We start from the raw sequence: 19,127 nt of genomic DNA, 5'->3' as shown, positions 1-19,127 counted from the left end.
AGAGCTATGCATTCCGGGACGTTTGGCCGGTTTGGCGGTCCATTGGCGCAATGGACGGATTCGCCCGAAGGCGTTCGGCAAGGGTTAACAGAGTCTCATTTTGAGTCACACATGGGAGCCCTGCCCGCTTCACCGGCTTGCCTCTCTCTATTGCTGCACCTAACTCTGGGCGGCCCGCCGGAGTTCTCCCACGTGACCGACCAAACACCACGCGCCGCCCTCAAACTCGACATCGTGGTGATCGGCGCGGGACAAGCGGGATTGAGTTCGGCGTATCATTTGAAGGCATTGGGTCTTGTTCCGCAGCGCGATTTTCTGGTTTTGGACCAGGCGCCGCAGCCGGGTGGTGCGTGGCAGTATCGCTGGCCGTCGCTCACGCTATCAACGGTCAATCGGGTGCATGACCTCCCGGGGATGGGCTTCGCCGAGTTTGCAGGTGGTGATGACAGCGTGCAGGCCTCGGTGGCCGTGCCGCACTATTTTGCTGCTTATGAGGAGCATTTCGAGTTGGGCGTGGTGCGACCGACGCATGTGAGCGTCGTTTGCGACCGGGGCGAGCGGTTGCGAGTCGAGAGTGACCGTGGACTGTTTTCGGCGCGCGGAATCATCAATGCGACGGGGACTTGGGAGAAGCCGTATATTCCGGACTATCCGGGGGCTGCGAGCTTTGGCGGTGGGCAGTTGCATACGCGCGACTATAAGACTGCCGAGGAATTTGCCGGAAAGCATGTGCTTGTTGTTGGGGGCGGGATTTCGGCGGTGCAGTTGTTGGGCGAGATTTCCAAGGTAACGCGGACGACCTGGGTGACACGGACACCGCCGCGCTGGCGCGAGGGGTCGTTCAGGGAAGAAGACGGGCGCGCGGCCGTGGCGCTGGTGGAAGAGCGGGTGCGGGCTGGATTACCGCCGCGGGCGGTTGTGTCGGTGACGGGACTGCCGGTGACGCCGGCGATCGAGGCGATGCGGGAGCGCGGAGTGCTTGAGCGGAGGCCGATGTTTTCGGAGATCACACCGACCGGCGTGCGCTGGGAAGATGGATCGAGGCTCGATGTCGATGTCATTCTCTGGTGCACGGGATTTCGCAGTGCGCTCGATCACCTCGCGCCGTTGCAGTTGCGCGAGGAGAGTGGCGGGATCGTCATGACCGGGCGGCTGGCGACGCAGGTGGCGAAGGACCCGCGGGTGCATCTGGTCGGGTATGGGCCTTCGGCTTCGACGATCGGGGCGAACCGGGCCGGCAGTGCGGCGGCCCGGGAGTTGACGCAATATCTGGGGTTGGGGCGGAGGAGTTAGGCGGGGTTGCATTCTCATCCACCGGTTGTCACCCCGGGGTGACAATCGAGTTTGGGGCGCTTTTCGAGCGGAATTAAACGATCTAGGTGCCAGGTCTTTCGATGGTGACCCAGCCCTGCTGGTCGTGGCTGCGCGCCATGGCGTGGACGGTGCGTTCGATTTCGAGGCCGTGGGTGAAGTCCACTACCCTGCCCTTTTCGCCGGCAATGGTGCGCAGCAATTCGTGGCATTCGATGACTTTTAGGTCATTGAAGCCGAGGCCGTGGCCGGGTGCGGGGATGAAGCGATCATAGGGCTTGTGGGCGGGCGCGGCGATGATGGTCTGGTAGCCCTGGGCGGATGCGGGGCCGGTGGCGCGGTAGATTTGCAGTTCGTTCATGCGCTCCTGATCGTAGACGATGCTGCCGTTGGAGCCGAAGATTTGCAGGGCAATGCGGCCCTTGCGGCCCCAGGCGGAGCGATTGACCGAGAGGACGCCGCTGATGCTGCCGATCTCGAAGAGGACGCTGGCGATGTCGAAGGTTTCGACGGTGCGGCGGGTGCCGTCTACAGTCGGGCGGTCGGGATAGGGTTTTGACTGGTGCGCGAAGACGCGGGTCGGGTTGCCGATGAGCGTCCGCAGGAGGCTTAGCGGGTGGACGGCGAAATCGTCGAGGGCGCCGTAGCCGGAGCTGGCTTCGCTCTTCCAGTAGAACTGGGCTTCGGGATCGGCCATGAAATCCTCGTCCATTTCGACGCGGACGTGGTTGACCGTGCCGATGGCGCCGGAAGCGATGAGGTCGCCGATCTGCCGGACGAGCGGGTTCTGGATATAGTTGTAACCGAGAATGGCGACCTTGCCGCTCTTGCGGGCGGCGGCTTCCATGCGCTGGGCTTCGGAGAAGCCGACAGCCATGGGCTTTTCGCACCAGACATGCTTGCCGGCTTCAAGCGCGGCCACGGCCATTTCCGCGTGGAAGGCGTTGGGGGTGGTGATGGAGACCACCTCAACTTCGGGATTGGTGATGAGGTCGCGCCAGTCTGCGGTTGCGCGTTCGAAGCTGAATTCTTCGGCGCGCTGGCGGGCCAGGTCGATATTGGCTTCGGCGAGGTGGACGAGGCGCGGCCGGGGGCCGGAGCCGAAGACGGGTTTTGCCGAGGTCCAGGCCAAGGCGTGGCATTTGCCCATATAGCCGGTGCCGATGAGGCCGACGCCGATGGTGTCTGTCATAGAATCCTCGAAATGAAAGCGGGGCGCCGGAAGCGCCCCGGATGATTGCTAGATGGTGCCGCCGAGGGAACTGCTGAGTTCGGCGAGTTCGGCGCCGCCGGCCATCATGTCCTGCAATTCCTCGGGCTTGAGTTCGCCCTTGCGGGCGGTGCCGAGGGTCTTGCCGCGATTGAGGACAGTGAAGCGATCGCCCACGGCCATGGCGTGGCGGACATTGTGGGTGATGAAGATGATGCCGACGCCGGTTTTTCGCACGCGGTCGATGGTGGCGAGGACATTGGCGGTCTGGCGGACGCCGAGGGCTGAAGTTGGCTCATCGAGGATGAGGACCTTGGCACCGAAATAGACGGCACGGGCGATGGCGACGGTCTGGCGCTCGCCGCCCGAGAGGGTGCCGACGGCCTGGTCGGGCTCGCGCAGGTTGATGCCCATGCGGCGCATTTCTTCAAGCGTGACCTGATTAGCCTTTTCCATATCGAGGAACTGGAAGGGTCCCCAGCCCTTTCGCGGCTCGCGGCCCATCCAGAAGTTTCGCGTGACCGACATGAGCGGGATCATCGCCAGGTCCTGGTAGACGGTGGCAACGCCTGCGGTCATCGCATCGCGCGGATTGGCGAAATCGACCTTCTGGCCATTCATGCGGATTTCGCCCGAGGTCGGCTTGTGGACGCCGGCCATGGTCTTGATGAAGGTCGACTTGCCGGCACCGTTGTCGCCGAGGAGGCAATGGCATTCGCCGGGCATGACGGAGACCGAGACGCCATTGAGGGCGATGACGGGGCCGAACTGCTTCTTGATGTCGATGAGTTCGATGAGGGGTGTATCGGCCATAGCTCAGCGCTCCCCCGTGATGAGGCGGCGAATATAGGTATTGAGGATCACCGCGAAGAGCAGGATGACGCCGAGGAAAACGCGGAAGAGCGAGCTTTCGACGCCGGCGAAGAACAGGCCCTGCTGCACGACGCCGAAGATCAGGGCGCCGAGGGCGGCGCCGATGACAGAGCCATAGCCGCCGGTGAGCAGCGCGCCGCCGATGACCACGGCGATGATGGCTTCAAACTCTTTTAGGAGGCCGCGGTCGGCGGCGGCGGAGCCGAATTCCATGACCTGGCAGGTGGCAAAGACCGTGGCGCAGAAGGCGGAGAAGACGAACATGGCGATTTTCACGCGGTTCACCGGGACGCCGACGTAGCGGGCGGCCTTGGCATCGCCGCCGGCAGCGTAGATCCAATTGCCGAAGCGGGTGCGGGTGAGAAGGATGTGCGCGAAAATGATGAGCGCCAGGGCCCAGACCATGAGCATGGGGATGCCATCGACGACCGGCTGCCCGGCCTTGTTGCCGGCAGTGAAGGTGGCGATAAGGCCCATATCGGCGAGCCAGGTGAAGAAGAAGCCAAGAATTTTGCCGCCGAAGAGCGGGGCGAGCCAATCGCCTTCGGCCGCCTCGCGGACGCCGCCGATGATGGTCTGGCGGGTGGTGGCGATGGAGAAGTAGATGGTGAGACCGCGCAGGATATAGAGCGAAGCCAGGGTGACGATGAAGGATGGCAGGCCGGTCTTGATGACGAGGTAGCCATTGGCCATGCCGATCAGCATGGCGACGATGAAGGCGGCGATGATGGACGCCCACATGGGCCAGCCCAGATGCACGCTGAGAAGCGCGATGACGATGCCGGCAAAGCCGATCATCGAGCCGACGGAGAGGTCGAATTCGCCCGCGATCATCAAGAGACAGGCGCCGACAGCGATGATGACGAACTGGGCGGAGACGACGCCCCAATTCATGATGCCATCGGCGGCGAACATGCCGGTGCCGCCGGCTACGATAGCGAAATAGACGAAGACCAGGACCGTTCCGGTCATGGCGCCCAATTCGGGGCGCACGAAAGCTCGGCGCAGGGCCGACTGGCGCTGAATGCGCTCGTCGGCGGCCGCTACGCCCGAAGGCTGCTCAACCATTTTCTTGACCTTGTGCTGAAGGGGGCGCGAAGCGCCACTCGGGCAATCGGGGCCGCCGAAGCGGCCCCGAGCTCGTAGAGATCAGCGGTACTGACCGGCATATTGCTCGACGAGAGCAATATTATCCTTGGTGATGAAGCCCGGGCCGGAATTGATGGAATTGCCCGGGACCACGCCGTAGCGGGCCAGATTGGTGAGGATGACCACCGGCAGGTAGCCCTGCAGGTAGGGCTGCTGGTCGATGGCGAAGTTGATGGTGCCATCCTTGATCGCCGTGGCGATTTCGCCCGAAAGGTCGAAGGTGCCGAAGAAGATGGCGCCGGCCTTGCCGTTGTCGTTGAGCGCGGCAATGGTCGGATGGGCCGAGGTGGGGCCCAGGGTCAGGATGCCGTTGGTATCCGGATTGGTCTGAAGATAGGCGGCGACCTTGGACTGGATTTCGCCGGGGTCCTGGCCGGCATCGATCATCTGATTGCCGAGGTCGACGCCGAGTGCGTCAGCAAAACCCTGGCAGCGTTCGACCGAGGCGGGATTGGTGATGTAGTGATTGACGCAGAGGAAGCTGGTGACGCCAGCCGCCTTGGCCTTTTCACCGGCACCAAAGCCAGCGTCGTATTCGGGCTGGCCGACATGGAGCAGCGCGCCGATCTGCTTTGACTGTTCTTCCGTGCCCGAATTGATGGTGATGACCGGGATGCCGCGCGCGACGGCGTCGGAGAGCGGGCGGGAGAGCACGTCGAAGTCAGCGATGGTCGAGATGATGCCGTCCGGATTGGACGCGGCAGCCTGCTCGATGATGCGAGCCATATCGGCGAGGTCGCCGGTCGGCGGATTGCGGTATTCGACCGTCACGCCCATCTGCTCGCCCGCCAGGGCGATAGCGTTCTTGATGGTGTTCCACCAGCTATCGGAATCCGGCGCGTGCGACACGAGTACGAACCGTTCGCCCTCGGCTGCGGCCGGGATTGCAACGGCCGGCAATGCAATGGCAGCCAGCGCCAGGGCCGCCAGGCCCTTCGTCAGAATGTTCATCGATTTCCTCCCTTGTGAACGAAGATCACAAATGGCTTATACATTCCATTTTGGATCCTTCACGAAACAAACATTCCATTTTTATCTGTCACGGTCAAGAGCGGACTTTTTGGCCAAAAGAAAGGGGCCTCAAAGGCCCCTTCCCTGTCTTTAGCAATGTTCGGCTATTGGCGCAGCGCGCCTATCCGGTTGATGCGCAGCGATTATTCGATGGTCAGAACTATGAACTGGGTGAACTGGCCGATCGGATTGAAGTTGTTGTCCGAAGCTACGACCAGAGTCTTCTTGCCATCCACCTCCGGCCCAAAAGTCACGGATTCGATATTATCGATGTCGAGACCAAAATCGCCTTCAGCAAGGGTGAAGGCTAGCTCCTTGGTCAGGGCGACGGCGTCGGTCGCGGCTTTTTCCTGGCCGTTGATGTCGGTGGCGCCTTCGAGGCTGGCAGCGAAGAAGTTGATCTGGTTGCCGACGCCGGAGGCGAAGGAGCGTTCGACGACGAGGAAGCGGCCGTCTTCAAGGGTCAAGAATTCGGAGACGCCGTTGTCGTTGAAGATGTCGCCGGTGGTCGCGGTCGGGGCGATGGCGATCGGGTTGGTTTCGTAGAGGTATTCGGCGGTCGGCTGGCCCGAGGCGAGGTCGAAGGCGATGACGCGGGACGGCGAACCGGCTTCGAGGGTGGCCTTGGCGCCATCCTGGGCAAGGGCGTTTTCGGTGGCGGCGTAGAGGGTTTTGCCGTCGGTCGAGAGGGCGAGGGATTCAAAGGCCAGGTTGCCGTAGACGCCGACGGTGCCGTCGGCATTGGGGGCGTAATAGTCCGGAACGGCGAAGGAACGGAGCATGGTGCCGTCGAGGCGGGCTTCGTAGATACCGGGACGGCCGGAGGTGTCGCCTTCGCTCGACCAGAGAATGGTGCGGGTGGCTGGGTTGAAACGGATGGATTCGGGGTCGATGCCATTGTTGGGGAAAGCATTGCCGGCGAGATCGCGCAGGGTTACGCGGCGAATGACGTCAACGGCGGAGAGGCCCTTGGCGTCGATCTTGAGGCCGATTTCGTAGTAGCGGGCCGGAGCGAGCTGCGAGCGATCGTCGGAGATGGCGTAGAAGAGGCCGGAACGGGCGTCGTAGTCGAGGCCCGAAATGCCGCCGAATTCTTCGCCGGCAATGACGAGGCCCGTCGGCAGCGTGATCGAGCCGAGGAGGTCGACCTTCATGGCCGCATCCTGGGCGAAGGCGGGCGTGGCGAGGAGAATGGCAAGAGCGGCGAGAGAATGGGTCTTGAGCAGCATCGAAAACCTCCGTCGGGCGATGGTGGGATTTTCTAGGCCCGGGGGATGAAGCGGCGATTGCAGGGCGGTGAATGGGGGATGACAGAGGGGACCATCACCCCTTCCCAACATCCTCCATCAAGTGAATTTTCACTTTAGACGCGCGCTGCTGTTTTAGTTTTCACGGTGTCATCCCCGCGAAAGCGGGGACCTCCGTTTCCAAACAGGGGTTCCCGCTTTCGCGGGAATGACACCGGGGATGGAAAGCAGAGTTCGAGGCAGTCCGCAGCAAACATCGAGACAACACAAACAAAAAGGGGCCCTTGCGGGCCCCTTTTCTATTCTTTGGTCCGAAAACCTTACTCGGCGGCGGGAGCCGCGAGGCGGGTGGTTTCGGCCTGGCGGCGGCGTTCCTCGAGGATGAGGTCGTCGCGCTTGGCGGCGATCTGCTTGGCCTTGGTCTGGCCGGCACCGGTACCGGCCGGGATGAGGCGGCCGACGATGACGTTTTCCTTGAGGCCTTCGAGAAGGTCGGCCTTGCCGGACACGGCAGCTTCGGTGAGCACGCGGGTGGTTTCCTGGAAGGAAGCCGCGGACACGAAGGAGCGGGTCTGGAGCGAAGCCTTGGTGATGCCGAGCAGAACCGGGTTGGCGGTTGCCGGCTTCTTGCCTTCGCTGACCAGCGCGTCGTTGAGTTCATCGAAGTCGAGCTTGTCGAGCTGCTCGTCCTTGAGCAGGCCAGACTCACCCGGATCCACGATTTCGACCTTCTGCAGCATCTGGCGAACGATCACTTCGATGTGCTTGTCGTTAATCAACACGCCCTGCAGGCGGTAGACTTCCTGAATCTCGTTGACGAGGTAGCGTGCCAGTTCCTCGACGCCCTTGATGGCAAGGATGTCGTGCGGAGCGGGGTTGCCGTCCAGGATGTATTCGCCCTTTTCGATGGTGTCGCCTTCCTGGAGATGGAACGGCTTGCCCTTCGGGATCAGGTATTCGACGGGATCAGCACCGTCCTCGGTCGGCTCGATGATGACGCGACGCTTGTTCTTGTAGTCGCGGCCGAAGCGGATGGTACCATCGATCTCGGCGATGATGGCGTGATCCTTCGGACGACGGGCTTCGAAGAGTTCGGCAACGCGCGGCAGACCGCCGGTGATGTCCTTGGTCTTGGCGCTTTCGAGCGGGATACGCGCGAGAACGTCACCCGGAGCAACCTTTTCACCCGGCTCGACGGCGATAACCGCGTCGACGGAGAGCAGGTAACGGGCGTCGCCACCACGATCCACCTTGGCAACCGAACCGCCGCGGGCAATCGCCAGTGCGGGCTTGAGGCCCTCACCGCGCTGGTTGCCGCGCCAGTCGATGACAACGCGCTTGGTGAAACCGGTGGCTTCGTCGGTGTTTTCCGCAACGGAAGCACCGTCGACCAGATCCTCGAACAGGACCTCGCCTTCGACTTCGGCCAGGATCGGACGGGTGTACGGATCCCATTCGGCCAGACGCTGGCCACGACGAACGGTGTCGCCAGCCTTGACGAGGAGCTTGGAGCCGTAGGTCACCTTGTGGGTGGCGCGTTCCTTGCCTTCGCCATCGAGAATAACGAGAGCGACGTTACGGGCCATGACGACCTGCTTGCCACCTTCGACAGTCGCGAGGTTCGGGTTGCGAACTTCGATCTTGCCTTCGGCACCGGCTTCGAGGAACGAGCTATCGACCACCTGGGCCGTACCACCAATGTGGAACGTACGCATGGTGAGCTGAGTGCCGGGTTCACCGATGGACTGGGCGGCGATAACGCCGACAGCTTCACCGATATTGACCGGAGTACCGCGAGCAAGGTCACGACCGTAGCAAGCGGCACAGCAGCCCTGGCGGAGATCGCAGGTCAGCGGCGAACGGATGCGGATCGACTGGATGCGCGCTTCTTCGATCACGTCGACATGCTTTTCCTCGAGCAGAGTGCCCTTCGGAGCGATCAGGTCGCCGGTCAGCGGGTGGAAGACGTCATCGGCAGTCGTACGACCGAGAACGCGCTGGCCGAGCGAGGCCACGATCTGGCCAGCGTCGACGATCGGTTCCATGGTCAGGCCGCGTTCGGTACCGCAATCATTTTCGATGATGATCGCGTCCTGAGCGACGTCGACGAGACGACGGGTCAGGTAACCCGAGTTTGCGGTCTTGAGAGCCGTATCGGCCAGACCCTTACGGGCACCGTGCGTCGAGTTGAAGTACTCGAGAACGTTGAGGCCTTCCTTGAAGTTCGCGGTGATCGGCGTTTCGATGATCGAGCCGTCCGGCTTGGCCATAAGGCCGCGCATGCCGGCGAGCTGCTTCATCTGAGCCGGTGAACCACGAGCACCGGAGTGGCTCATCATGTAGACCGAGTTGATCGGCTTCTGACGACCCGTTTCCTTGTCGATCTGAACGGCAGCAATGCCCTTCATCATCTCTTCGGCGATCTTGTCACCGCACTTGGCCCAGGCGTCGACGACCTTGTTGTACTTTTCGCCCTGAGTGATCAGGCCGTCATTGTACTGCTGCTCGAATTCTTCGACCAGCTTACGGGTGTCTTCCACGATCGTGTACTTGGACGCAGGGATAACCATGTCGTCCTTGCCGAACGAAATGCCGGCGTCGCAGGCGTTCTTGAAGCCGAGCTGCATGACGCGGTCACAGAAAATGACCGTCTCCTTCTGACCGCAACCGCGATAGACGGTGTCGATCATCTTGGAGATCATCTTCTTGGTCATGAGCTGGTTCGCCGTGGCGAAGGGCACAGCCGGATTCTTCGGCAGAATCTGACCGATCAGCATACGGCCCGGAGTCGTGTCGACGATCTGGGTGATCTGCTTGCCGTTTTCGTCCCAAGCGGGAACGCGAGCCTTGATCTTGGTGTGGAGCGTGACGACCTTGTTGTCGAGCGCGTGTTCGAGTTCGGCATAGGAACCGAACGACATGCCTTCGCCCGGCTCACCCTCTGCCACGATGGACAGATAGTAGAGACCGAGAACAATGTCCTGGCTCGGCACGATGATCGGCTGACCGTTCGCGGGATGCAGGATGTTGTTGGTCGACATCATGAGCACGCGGGCTTCAAGCTGGGCTTCCAGCGAGAGCGGAACGTGCACAGCCATCTGGTCACCGTCGAAGTCGGCGTTGAAAGCCGAGCAGACGAGCGGGTGCAGACGGATGGCCTTGCCTTCGATCAGGATCGGTTCGAAGGCCTGGATGCCAAGACGGTGCAGCGTGGGCGCGCGGTTCAAGAGAACCGGGTGCTCGCGGATGACTTCGTCGAGGATATCCCAGACTTCGGGCTTTTCCTTCTCAACCAGCTTCTTGGCCTGCTTGACGGTCGAAGAGAGACCCTTGGCTTCGAGGCGCGAGTAGATGAAGGGCTTGAACAGCTCAAGCGCCATCTTCTTGGGAAGACCGCACTGGTGCAGCTTCAGGTACGGACCCACGGTGATAACCGAACGACCCGAATAGTCGACGCGCTTGCCGAGCAGGTTCTGGCGGAAGCGGCCCTGCTTGCCCTTGAGCATGTCGCTGAGCGACTTCAGCGGACGCTTGTTCGCACCGGTGATGGTGCGGCCACGGCGGCCGTTGTCGAACAGCGCGTCCACAGCTTCCTGCAGCATGCGCTTTTCGTTGCGGATGATGATGTCCGGGGCACGCAGTTCGATCAGGCGCTTCAGGCGGTTGTTACGGTTGATCACACGACGGTAGAGGTCGTTGAGATCGGACGTAGCAAAGCGGCCGCCGTCCAGCGGGACGAGCGGGCGGAGTTCGGGCGGAATGACCGGGATGATGGTCATGATCATCCATTCGGGCTTGTTGCCCGAAACGATGAACTGCTCGACGATCTTGAGGCGCTTGGCCAGCTTCTTGGGCTTCAGCTCAGTGGTCGACTCGGCGATCTCGACGCGAAGGTCCGCAGCGATCTTTTCGAGGTCGAGGTTGAGCAGGATATCGCGAATGGCTTCGGCGCCGATCTTGGCGGTGAAGCTGTCGGCACCATACTCGTCCTGGGCATCCAGATACTGTTCTTCGGTAAGAAGCTCGTTCTGGGTGAACGGGGTGAGACCGGCATCGAGAACGACATAGTTCTCGAAGTAGAGGATGCGCTCGATATCCTTCAGCGTCATGTCGAGCAGCAGGGCGATGCGGCTCGGCAGCGACTTCAGGAACCAGATGTGGGCGACGGGAGCGGCCAGTTCGATATGGCCCATGCGCTCGCGACGGACGCGAGACAGGGTGACTTCAACACCGCACTTTTCGCAGATGACGCCCTTGAACTTCATGCGCTTGTACTTGCCGCAAAGACATTCGTAGTCCTTCACTGGGCCAAAGATACGCGCGCAGAAAAGACCGTCACGCTCAGGCTTGAACGTACGGTAGTTGATGGTCTCGGGCTTCTTGATCTCGCCGTAGGACCAGGAAAGGATCTTTTCCGGCGAGGCGATGGAGATCTTCATCTGATCGAAGGTCTGCACCGGGACGGCCGGGTTGAACGGGTCCATGACGTGGGAATGATGGTTCATCAATTCTCTCCTCTATCCGCCCCGACCGCAGCCAGGCTGACGGTCGGGTTGAAAGGTGAATGGGGGTGGAAGTGCCGGATTATTCCGCCGCTTCCTGAGGAGGTGCGAGCTCCGCCTGATTGGGGTCTTCCACTTCGCGCATGTCGAGTTCGACATTGAGACCGAGCGAACGAATTTCCTTGACCAGAACGTTGAAGCTCTCGGGGATGCCCGCTTCGAAGGTGTCGTCGCCACGGACGATCGCTTCGTAGACCTTGGTACGACCAGCCACGTCGTCCGACTTGATGGTGAGCATTTCCTGCAGCGTATAGGCGGCGCCATACGCTTCGAGGGCCCACACTTCCATCTCGCCGAAACGCTGACCGCCGAACTGCGCCTTACCACCAAGCGGCTGCTGGGTGACGAGCGAGTAGGGACCGATCGAACGCGCGTGGATCTTGTTGTCCACGAGGTGGTCGAGCTTGAGCATGTAGATGTAGCCAACCGTCACCTGACGATCGAACTGCTCACCGGTACGGCCGTCATAGACGGTCGACTGACCCGAAGCCTTGAGGCCTGCCTTTTCGAGCATGACCACAATGTCGGCTTCCTTGGCGCCGTCGAAGACCGGGGTCGCGATCGGCACACCCTTCGAAAGGTGTTCGCCGAGGCGGACCAGGCCGTCGTCGTCGAGATCGGTGATGGCGGTGTCGCCAGCAAAGAGCTCGCCGATTTCGCCACGGAGCGGCTTCAGGTCGCCCGAACGCTGATAGGCGCGGACCATCTGGTCGATCTTCTTGCCCATGCCGGCGCAGGCCCAACCCAGGTGGGTTTCAAGGATCTGGCCGACATTCATGCGCGACGGCACGCCGAGCGGGTTCAGCACGATGTCAACCGACGTACCGTCTTCGAGATACGGCATGTCTTCCACGGGAACGATGCGGGAAACCACACCCTTGTTACCGTGACGGCCGGCCATCTTGTCGCCCGGCTGGATCTTGCGCTTGGTGGCGATGAAGACCTTGACCATCTTCATCACGCCCGGCGGAAGTTCGTCACCGCGCTGGAGCTTGTCGACCTTGTCGATGAAGCGCTGTTCAAGCAGACGACGGCTTTCTTCATACTGAGCATGGAGGGCTTCCATCTCGGTCATGACCTTGTCGTCTTCGATCGCGAACTGCCACCACTTCGAACGCGGCTGCGCTTCGAAAATGGAGTCATTGAGCTTGGTGCCGACGACATAGCCCTTCGGGCCAGCCGTGGCGGCCTTGCCGAACAGCATTTCCTTGAGACGTGCATAGACGTTACGGTCGAGGATCGACTGTTCGTCGTCGCGGTCCTTGGCGAGGCGTTCGATTTCTTCGCGCTCGATGGCCATGGCGCGCTCGTCCTTGTCGATGCCGTGGCGGTTGAACACGCGCACTTCAACGACAGTACCAGCATCGCCCGGCGGAACGCGGAGCGAGGTGTCACGAACGTCCGAGGCCTTTTCACCGAAGATGGCGCGGAGGAGCTTTTCTTCCGGCGTCATCGGGCTTTCGCCCTTGGGGGTGATCTTGCCGACCAGGATATCGCCCGGCTGAACTTCAGCACCGATGTGAACGATACCGGCTTCGTCGAGGTTCTTCAGCGCTTCTTCCGAAACGTTCGGAATGTCGCGGGTGATTTCTTCCGGACCAAGCTTGGTGTCGCGGGCCATGACTTCATATTCCTCGATGTGGATCGAGGTGAAGACGTCCTGCATCGCGATCTTTTCGCTCAGGAGGATGGAGTCTTCGAAGTTGTAGCCGTTCCAGGGCATGAAGGCGACGAGCACGTTGCGGCCGAGGGCGAGATCGCCCAGTTCGGTCGACGGGCCGTCGGCGATGATGTCGCCGGCATTGACATGGTCACCCACAACGACCAGCGGACGCTGGTTGATACAGGTCGACTGGTTCGAACGCTGGAACTTCATCAGGTTGTAGATGTCGACGCCCGACTTCGACGCATCGGTTTCTTCCGTTGCGCGAATAACGATACGGGTCGCGTCCACCTGGTCAACCACACCCTTGCGCTTGGCAACGATGGCGGCGCCGGAGTCACGGGCCACGACCGGCTCCATGCCGGTGCCCACGAAGGGGGCCTCGGCGCGCAGCAGCGGCACAGCCTGACGCTGCATGTTCGAGCCCATGAGAGCGCGGTTAGCGTCGTCGTTTTCGAGGAACGGGATCAGCGAGGCGGCGACCGAAACCATCTGCTTGGGGGAAACGTCCATAAGGTCGACGTTTTCCTTGGGCGTCAGGCCGTTGTCACCGGCGTGGCGAGCCACGACCAGATCGTCGGTCAGCGTGCCGTCCTTGTTCACCTTGACGTTGGCCTGAGCGACGTAGTGCTTGGCCTCTTCCATGGCGGACAGATAGACGACGTCCTCGGTCACCTTGCCGTCGACGATCTTGCGGTACGGGGTTTCGATGAAACCGTACTTGTTGACGCGGGCAAAGGTCGAGAGCGAGTTGATCAGACCGATGTTCGGGCCTTCCGGCGTCTCGATCGGGCAGATGCGACCGTAGTGGGTCGGATGCACGTCGCGGACTTCAAAGCCAGCGCGCTCACGGGTGAGACCGCCCGGTCCAAGAGCCGAGAGACGGCGCTTGTGGGTGATTTCGGAGAGGGGGTTGGTCTGGTCCATGAACTGCGACAGCTGGGACGAGCCGAAGAACTCGCGCACAGCGGCGGCAGCCGGCTTGGCGTTGATCAGGTCCTGGGGCATGACCGTGTCGATTTCGACCGAGCTCATGCGCTCCTTGATGGCGCGTTCCATGCGGAGCAGGCCAAGGCGATAGGAGTTTTCCATGAGTTCGCCGACGGAGCGAACGCGGCGGTTGCCGAGGTTGTCGATGTCGTCGATTTCGCCGCGGCCATCGCGCAGGTTGACGAGGGTGCGAACGACTTCGACGATGTCTTCCTTGCGCAGGGTACGCATGGTGTCGGGAGCGTCGAGCTCGAGACGCATGTTCATCTTGACGCGACCAACGGCCGAAAGGTCGTAGCGTTCGGCGTCGAAGAACAGCGACTGGAACATAGCTTCGGCCGTGTCGACGGTCGGCGGTTCACCCGGACGCATGACGCGATAGATGTCGAAGAGAGCGTCTTCACGCGTCTCGTTCTTGTCCACGGCGAGCGTGTTGCGGAGGTAAGCGCCCACGGTGATGTGGTCGATGTCGAGGATCGGCAGCTCGTCAAAGCCGAGGTCGACCAGCTTGGTCAGCAGCTTTTCGTCGAGCTCGTCGCCGGCTTCGGCGTAGATTTCGCCGGTCTTGAGGTTGACGATGTCCTCGGCAATGTAGGTGCCATAGAGGTCAGCATCGACCGCGAGCAGGTGCTTCAGGCCTTCTTCAGCAAGCTTCTTGGCCTGACGGGCCGAGAGCTTCTTGCCACCTTCATGGACGACGTCGCCGGTCTTGGCGTCGATGAGATCGTGGGTCGGCTTGGCGCCCTTCCACTTCTCGGCATCGTAAGGAACGCGCCAGCCCTTGTCGGTCTTTTCGTAGTTGAGGGTGTTGTAGTAGGTCGCGAGGATTTCCTCGGCGTCCATACCCAGAGCCTTGAGCAGCGAGGTGACCGGAATCTTGCGGCGACGGTCGATACGCGCGAACACGATGTCCTTGGCGTCGAATTCGATATCGAGCCAGGAACCGCGGTACGGGATGATGCGGCCAGCGAACAGGAGCTTGCCCGAAGAGTGGGTCTTGCCCTTGTCGTGGTCGAAGAACACGCCCGGCGAACGGTGCATCTGCGAAACGATGACGCGCTCGGTGCCGTTGACGATGAAGGTACCGTTCGAGGTCATGAAGGGCATGTCGCCCATGTAGACGTCCTGCTCCTTGATGTCCTTGACGGAGCGAGCACCGGTTTCTTCGTCCACTTCGAACACGATCAGGCGCAGCGTGACCTTGAGCGGGGCAGCGAAGGTGATATCGCGCGCACGGCACTCGTCGATGTCATACTTGGGCTGTTCGAATTCGTAGCGAACGAATTCAAGCGAAGCAGTGTTCGAGAAGTCGGTGATCGGGAATACCGAACGGAAGACGGACTGAAGCCCTTCATCGCCGCGACCGCCCTTGGGCTCGTCGACCATGAGGAACTGATCGTAGGAAGCCTTTTGGACTTCGATCAGGTTGGGCATCTCCGTGACTTCGCGGATGGAACCGAAGGACTTGCGAACCTTGCGGCGGCCGTTGAACGTGGTAGCCATGAAAGCTCCTGTTTCTGGTTGTCGCGCCCTGCCCCATCGGGCATTGCGCTCCATTTTTGCTTTGTCTCGGAGGCAGATATCCAAAGACCCGACTATCAGCCGTCGGCGCTCGGGATATATGCCTGGTAGTCATTTTCGCCCTCAGCGAGAGCGCTTTAGTTCCTGCATGTCTTTATCCAGAAACCGGTACCCACTTTCGGGAGACATGCCTTAGTCAAGGTCCAACCGATGTCGCGCCAACCGCACCCACGGACCGATGGGCACGATCACAGCTTCGTGAGAAACGACTAAAGCCCCGCTTCGGGCCATGCCCAAGGCGAGGTCAACAGAGGCTTCAACGTGCCTGCGACATCAAAAATCGTCATAAATTTCCGCAAATTGGCGCCAGAACCCATCCAATCGGCCCGGCGAATCGTTCCGTAAAAACAGAACAGCGAGATGGCACATATAGCGCCATCTCGCCGATTTCAAGTGCTAAAGCGAACTTACTTGAGTTCGACCTTGGCGCCAGCTTCTTCAAGCTTCTTCTTGATGTCTTCGGCTTCAGCCTTCGAAGCGCCTTCCTTGATGGCCTTCGGAGCGCCTTCAACCAGGGCCTTGGCTTCGCCGAGACCCAGGCCGGTGATGGCGCGGACTTCCTTGATGACGTTGATCTTGTTGTCGCCGAAGGAGGCGAGGATCACGTCGAATTCGGTCTTTTCTTCAGCAGCAGCGGCCGGAGCAGCACCGCCAGCAGCGGCAACAGCAACCGGAGCAGCGGCGGAAACGCCCCACTTTTCTTCGAGGAGCTTGGACAGTTCGGAAGCTTCCAGAACGGTCAGGGCAGAGAGGTCATCAACGAGCTTGGCGAGATCGGCCATTTTTTACTCTTTCCAGATTGTGTTTCAGTTCGAACAGGTAGTTTTGGTCGGAACGGCTTATGCCGCTTCGCTCTTTTCGGCGTGAGCCTTGAGAACGCGAGCAATGCCCGCGCCCGGCTGCACGAGAATGGAAGCGATGTTCTGTGCCGGCTGCTTGACGAGACCCGCGAGCTTGGCGCGCAGTTCGTCGAGCGAGGGCAGAGTTGCCAGGGTCTTGACGCCATCGACGTCAAGCGCAGTCGTACCCATTGCGCCACCGAGAATAACGAACTTCTGGTTCTTCTCGGCGAAAGCCGCTGCGATTTTCGGCGCAACGATCGGGTCTTCCGCATAGGCAATCACGGTCGGGCCGGTGAACAGGCCCGAGATGTCCGCGACATCGGTTTCCTTCAGAGCGAGCTTGGCAAGGCGGTTCTTGGCGACTTTGACCTTGCCGCCTGCCTTCTTGACCTGCACGCGCAGATCAGTGAACGCAGCAACGGAAAGACCAACGTTCTGCGCGACGACGATCGACCCAGCGCCCGCAAGGGCTTCCTGGAGCGACGCTACGACTTCGCGCTTTTCCGCTTTTTCCATGCTAGTCTCCACTAGACTAGGCCCAGTATGCCGAAGCATGCAGGGACCATTGCCAATTGCTGCCCCCTCCCCTTTTGGGTTCGGAGAGCAACGGTTAGGTGCCTGCCAACTGAGCGCCCGAGGGCCTCTGGTCTAGGTTCGAACCGAAACCGAAATTTCGGTGTCTCACCCCGTCTATTGCTGGCTCCAGATGGAATTAACGATCCTTTCGGATCGACCGGCAGTCTCGGACAGGACTTTTGCCTTTCATCGCTGAAAGGCGACACCGGGCGGCCGAAACCGCCCGGAATAGGAATTCTTAGAGAGCCGTACCCGGCTCGACATGGACGCCCGGGCCCATGGTGGACGACACGGACACCTTCTTGACGTAGGTACCCTTGGCGCCAGCGGGCTTGGACTTCACGACGGCGTCGGTGAAGGCCTTGATGTTCTCGAGAAGTGCTTCTTCCGAGAACGAGACCTTGCCGATACCGGCATGGATGATACCGGCCTTTTCGACGCGGTACTCGACAGCACCGCCCTTGGCAGCGCCGACGGCACCCTTGACGTCCATGGTCACGGTGCCAACCTTCGGGTTCGGCATCAGGTTGCGCGGCCCGAGGATCTTACCGAGACGGCCGACCAGCGGCATCATGTCCGGGGTAGCAATGCAGCGATCGAAGTCGAGCTTGCCGCCCTGGATGATTTCCAGGAGGTCTTCGGCGCCGACGATGTCAGCACCGGCAGCCTTGGCTTCGTCGGCCTTGGCGCCACGGGCGAACACGGCGACGCGAACGGTCTTGCCGGTGCCGTTGGGCAGGTTGACGACGCCACGAACCATCTGGTCGGCGTGACGCGGGTCAACGCCGAGGTTCATCGCGATTTCGACGGTTTCGTCGAACTTGGCCGAGGCCTTCGACTTGACGAGCTTCACAGCGGCGTCGAGCGAATAGAGCTTGTTGCGGTCGATGCCTTCACGGGCAGCGGCGACCTTCTTTGCGATCTTTACCATCTAAATCAGCCCTCGACCTGGATGCCCATGGAACGGGCGGAGCCGGCGATCATCGAGATTGCGGCCTCGACATTGTCGGCATTGAGATCAACCATCTTCTTCTCGGCGATTTCACGAAGCTGAGCCGTCGTGATCGTGCCGGCCGATTCCTTGCCCGGGTTCTTCGAACCGGACTTGAGGTTGACGGCCTTCTTGATGAAGTAGGTCACCGGCGGCTGCTTCATCACGAAGGTGAAGCTCTTGTCGGCGTAAGCGGTGATCACGACCGGAATCGGAGCACCCTTTTCGATCTCCTGCGTAGCCGCATTGAAGGCCTTGCAGAATTCCATGATGTTCAGACCGCGCTGACCCAGAGCCGGGCCGATCGGCGGGGAGGGAGTTGCGGAACCCGCAGCAACCTGCAGCTTTACGTAGCCAACGATTTTCTTTGCCATTTTCTATCCTCTATGTGCCGAAACCGGCAGTTGAGCCGTGGTGCGGGGTTGATAGACGGCTTGGCGACCGCCATCCCCTTCCACGGGTTTCGAAGCACCGAAGTGCCCCGTTATCCGGCTCGCGCCGGAATTTCTTGTTCGTCGTGCGAGAAGTCGCGATTTTCGGCTGACGCCAAAAACGCTGGGGGCGATTTTGGCTTGCGCCAAAACGCTTAGACCTTCTCGACCTGACCGTATTCGAGCTCCACCGGAGTGGGGCGCCCGAAAATCGAAACTTCCACCTTGAGGCGGGAGCGCTCTTCGTCGACTTCTTCCACGATGCCATTGAAGCTGGCAAAGGGACCGTCGGAAACGCGAACGCTTTCGCCAACCTCGAAGCTGACGGAAGGCTTGGGATGCTCGACGCCTTCCTGCACCTGCTGCAGGATCGACATGGCTTCCTTCTCGGAGATCGGCATGGGCTTGTTATCAGCGCCCAGGAAACCGGTCACCTTCGGCGTATTCTTGATCAGATGGAAAGTCTGATCGGTAAGATCCATCTTCACCAGCACATAGCCGGGGAAGAACTTGCGTTCCGTATCGACCTTACGGCCGCGACGGATTTCGACGACCTTCTCGGTCGGCACGATGACGTCGTCGAACAGGTGTTCGAGCTTGGTCTGGGCGACCTTTTCCTTGATCGCGTCCGCTACCTTGCGCTCGAAGTTCGAGTACGCCTGAACAATGTACCAGCGCTTGGCCATGCCG

General features: G+C 60.9%; 13 protein-coding genes. 1 reads left to right on the top strand and 12 read right to left on the bottom strand.

The annotated features are described in order from the left end of the window. Positions 1-111: 111 nt before the first annotated feature. Positions 112-1,293 (top strand): NAD(P)-binding domain-containing protein, encoded by a 1,182-nt coding sequence (locus tag JP75_RS06650; RefSeq protein ID WP_084587521.1) that lies wholly within the window; start codon positions 112-114, stop codon positions 1,291-1,293. A gap of 82 nt (positions 1,294-1,375) precedes the next feature. On the opposite strand, the gene JP75_RS06645 is transcribed toward JP75_RS06650, so the two are convergent. The 12 genes from JP75_RS06645 to nusG form a co-directional block, all read right to left on the bottom strand. After that, positions 1,376-2,503 (bottom strand): Gfo/Idh/MocA family protein, encoded by a 1,128-nt coding sequence (locus tag JP75_RS06645; protein ID WP_035080806.1) that lies wholly within the window; start codon positions 2,501-2,503, stop codon positions 1,376-1,378. 48 nt (positions 2,504-2,551) lie between these two features. Further along, positions 2,552-3,334: an ATP-binding cassette domain-containing protein gene (locus JP75_RS06640; RefSeq protein ID WP_035080801.1), complete on the bottom strand. Its 783-nt coding sequence runs from the start codon at positions 3,332-3,334 to the stop codon at positions 2,552-2,554. Between the two features lie 3 nt (positions 3,335-3,337). Beyond that, the gene (locus tag JP75_RS06635) at positions 3,338-4,462 is read right to left on the bottom strand and encodes an ABC transporter permease (protein WP_035080799.1); all 1,125 of its coding nucleotides are present in this window, start codon (positions 4,460-4,462) and stop codon (positions 3,338-3,340) included. Between the two features lie 81 nt (positions 4,463-4,543). Then, positions 4,544-5,485, bottom strand: a complete 942-nt coding sequence (locus JP75_RS06630; RefSeq protein ID WP_152565755.1) for a sugar ABC transporter substrate-binding protein — start codon at positions 5,483-5,485, stop codon at positions 4,544-4,546. A 212-nt stretch (positions 5,486-5,697) separates the two neighbouring features. Next, positions 5,698-6,783, bottom strand: a complete 1,086-nt coding sequence (locus tag JP75_RS06625; protein WP_035080795.1) for an esterase-like activity of phytase family protein — start codon at positions 6,781-6,783, stop codon at positions 5,698-5,700. 338 nt (positions 6,784-7,121) lie between these two features. Beyond that, positions 7,122-11,306, bottom strand: coding sequence for a DNA-directed RNA polymerase subunit beta' (rpoC, locus tag JP75_RS06620; protein ID WP_035080793.1), 4,185 nt, complete (start codon positions 11,304-11,306; stop codon positions 7,122-7,124). 79 nt (positions 11,307-11,385) lie between these two features. After that, on the bottom strand, positions 11,386-15,519 hold the full coding sequence (gene rpoB, locus JP75_RS06615) for a DNA-directed RNA polymerase subunit beta (RefSeq protein ID WP_035080790.1): 4,134 nt from the start codon (positions 15,517-15,519) through the stop codon (positions 11,386-11,388). A 485-nt stretch (positions 15,520-16,004) separates the two neighbouring features. Further along, entirely contained in the window at positions 16,005-16,379 is a 375-nt protein-coding gene (rplL, locus tag JP75_RS06610; protein WP_035080787.1) for a 50S ribosomal protein L7/L12, read from the bottom strand. 57 nt (positions 16,380-16,436) lie between these two features. After that, on the bottom strand, positions 16,437-16,955 hold the full coding sequence (gene rplJ / locus JP75_RS06605; protein ID WP_035080785.1) for a 50S ribosomal protein L10: 519 nt from the start codon (positions 16,953-16,955) through the stop codon (positions 16,437-16,439). 298 nt (positions 16,956-17,253) lie between these two features. Then, a complete protein-coding gene (gene rplA, locus JP75_RS06600; protein WP_035080782.1) occupies positions 17,254-17,946 on the bottom strand; it encodes a 50S ribosomal protein L1 in 693 nt (230 codons plus the stop codon). Positions 17,947-17,951: 5 nt separating this feature from the next. Further along, a complete protein-coding gene (rplK, locus tag JP75_RS06595) occupies positions 17,952-18,380 on the bottom strand; it encodes a 50S ribosomal protein L11 (protein WP_035080780.1) in 429 nt (142 codons plus the stop codon). Positions 18,381-18,592: 212 nt separating this feature from the next. Beyond that, a complete protein-coding gene (gene nusG / locus JP75_RS06590; protein WP_035080778.1) occupies positions 18,593-19,123 on the bottom strand; it encodes a transcription termination/antitermination protein NusG in 531 nt (176 codons plus the stop codon). Positions 19,124-19,127: the final 4 nt, after the last annotated feature.

This window comes from Devosia riboflavina, assembly GCF_000743575.1.
Lineage (GTDB): Bacteria > Pseudomonadota > Alphaproteobacteria > Rhizobiales > Devosiaceae > Devosia > Devosia riboflavina.
This window is presented reverse-complemented; position numbering and strand designations above follow the sequence as displayed.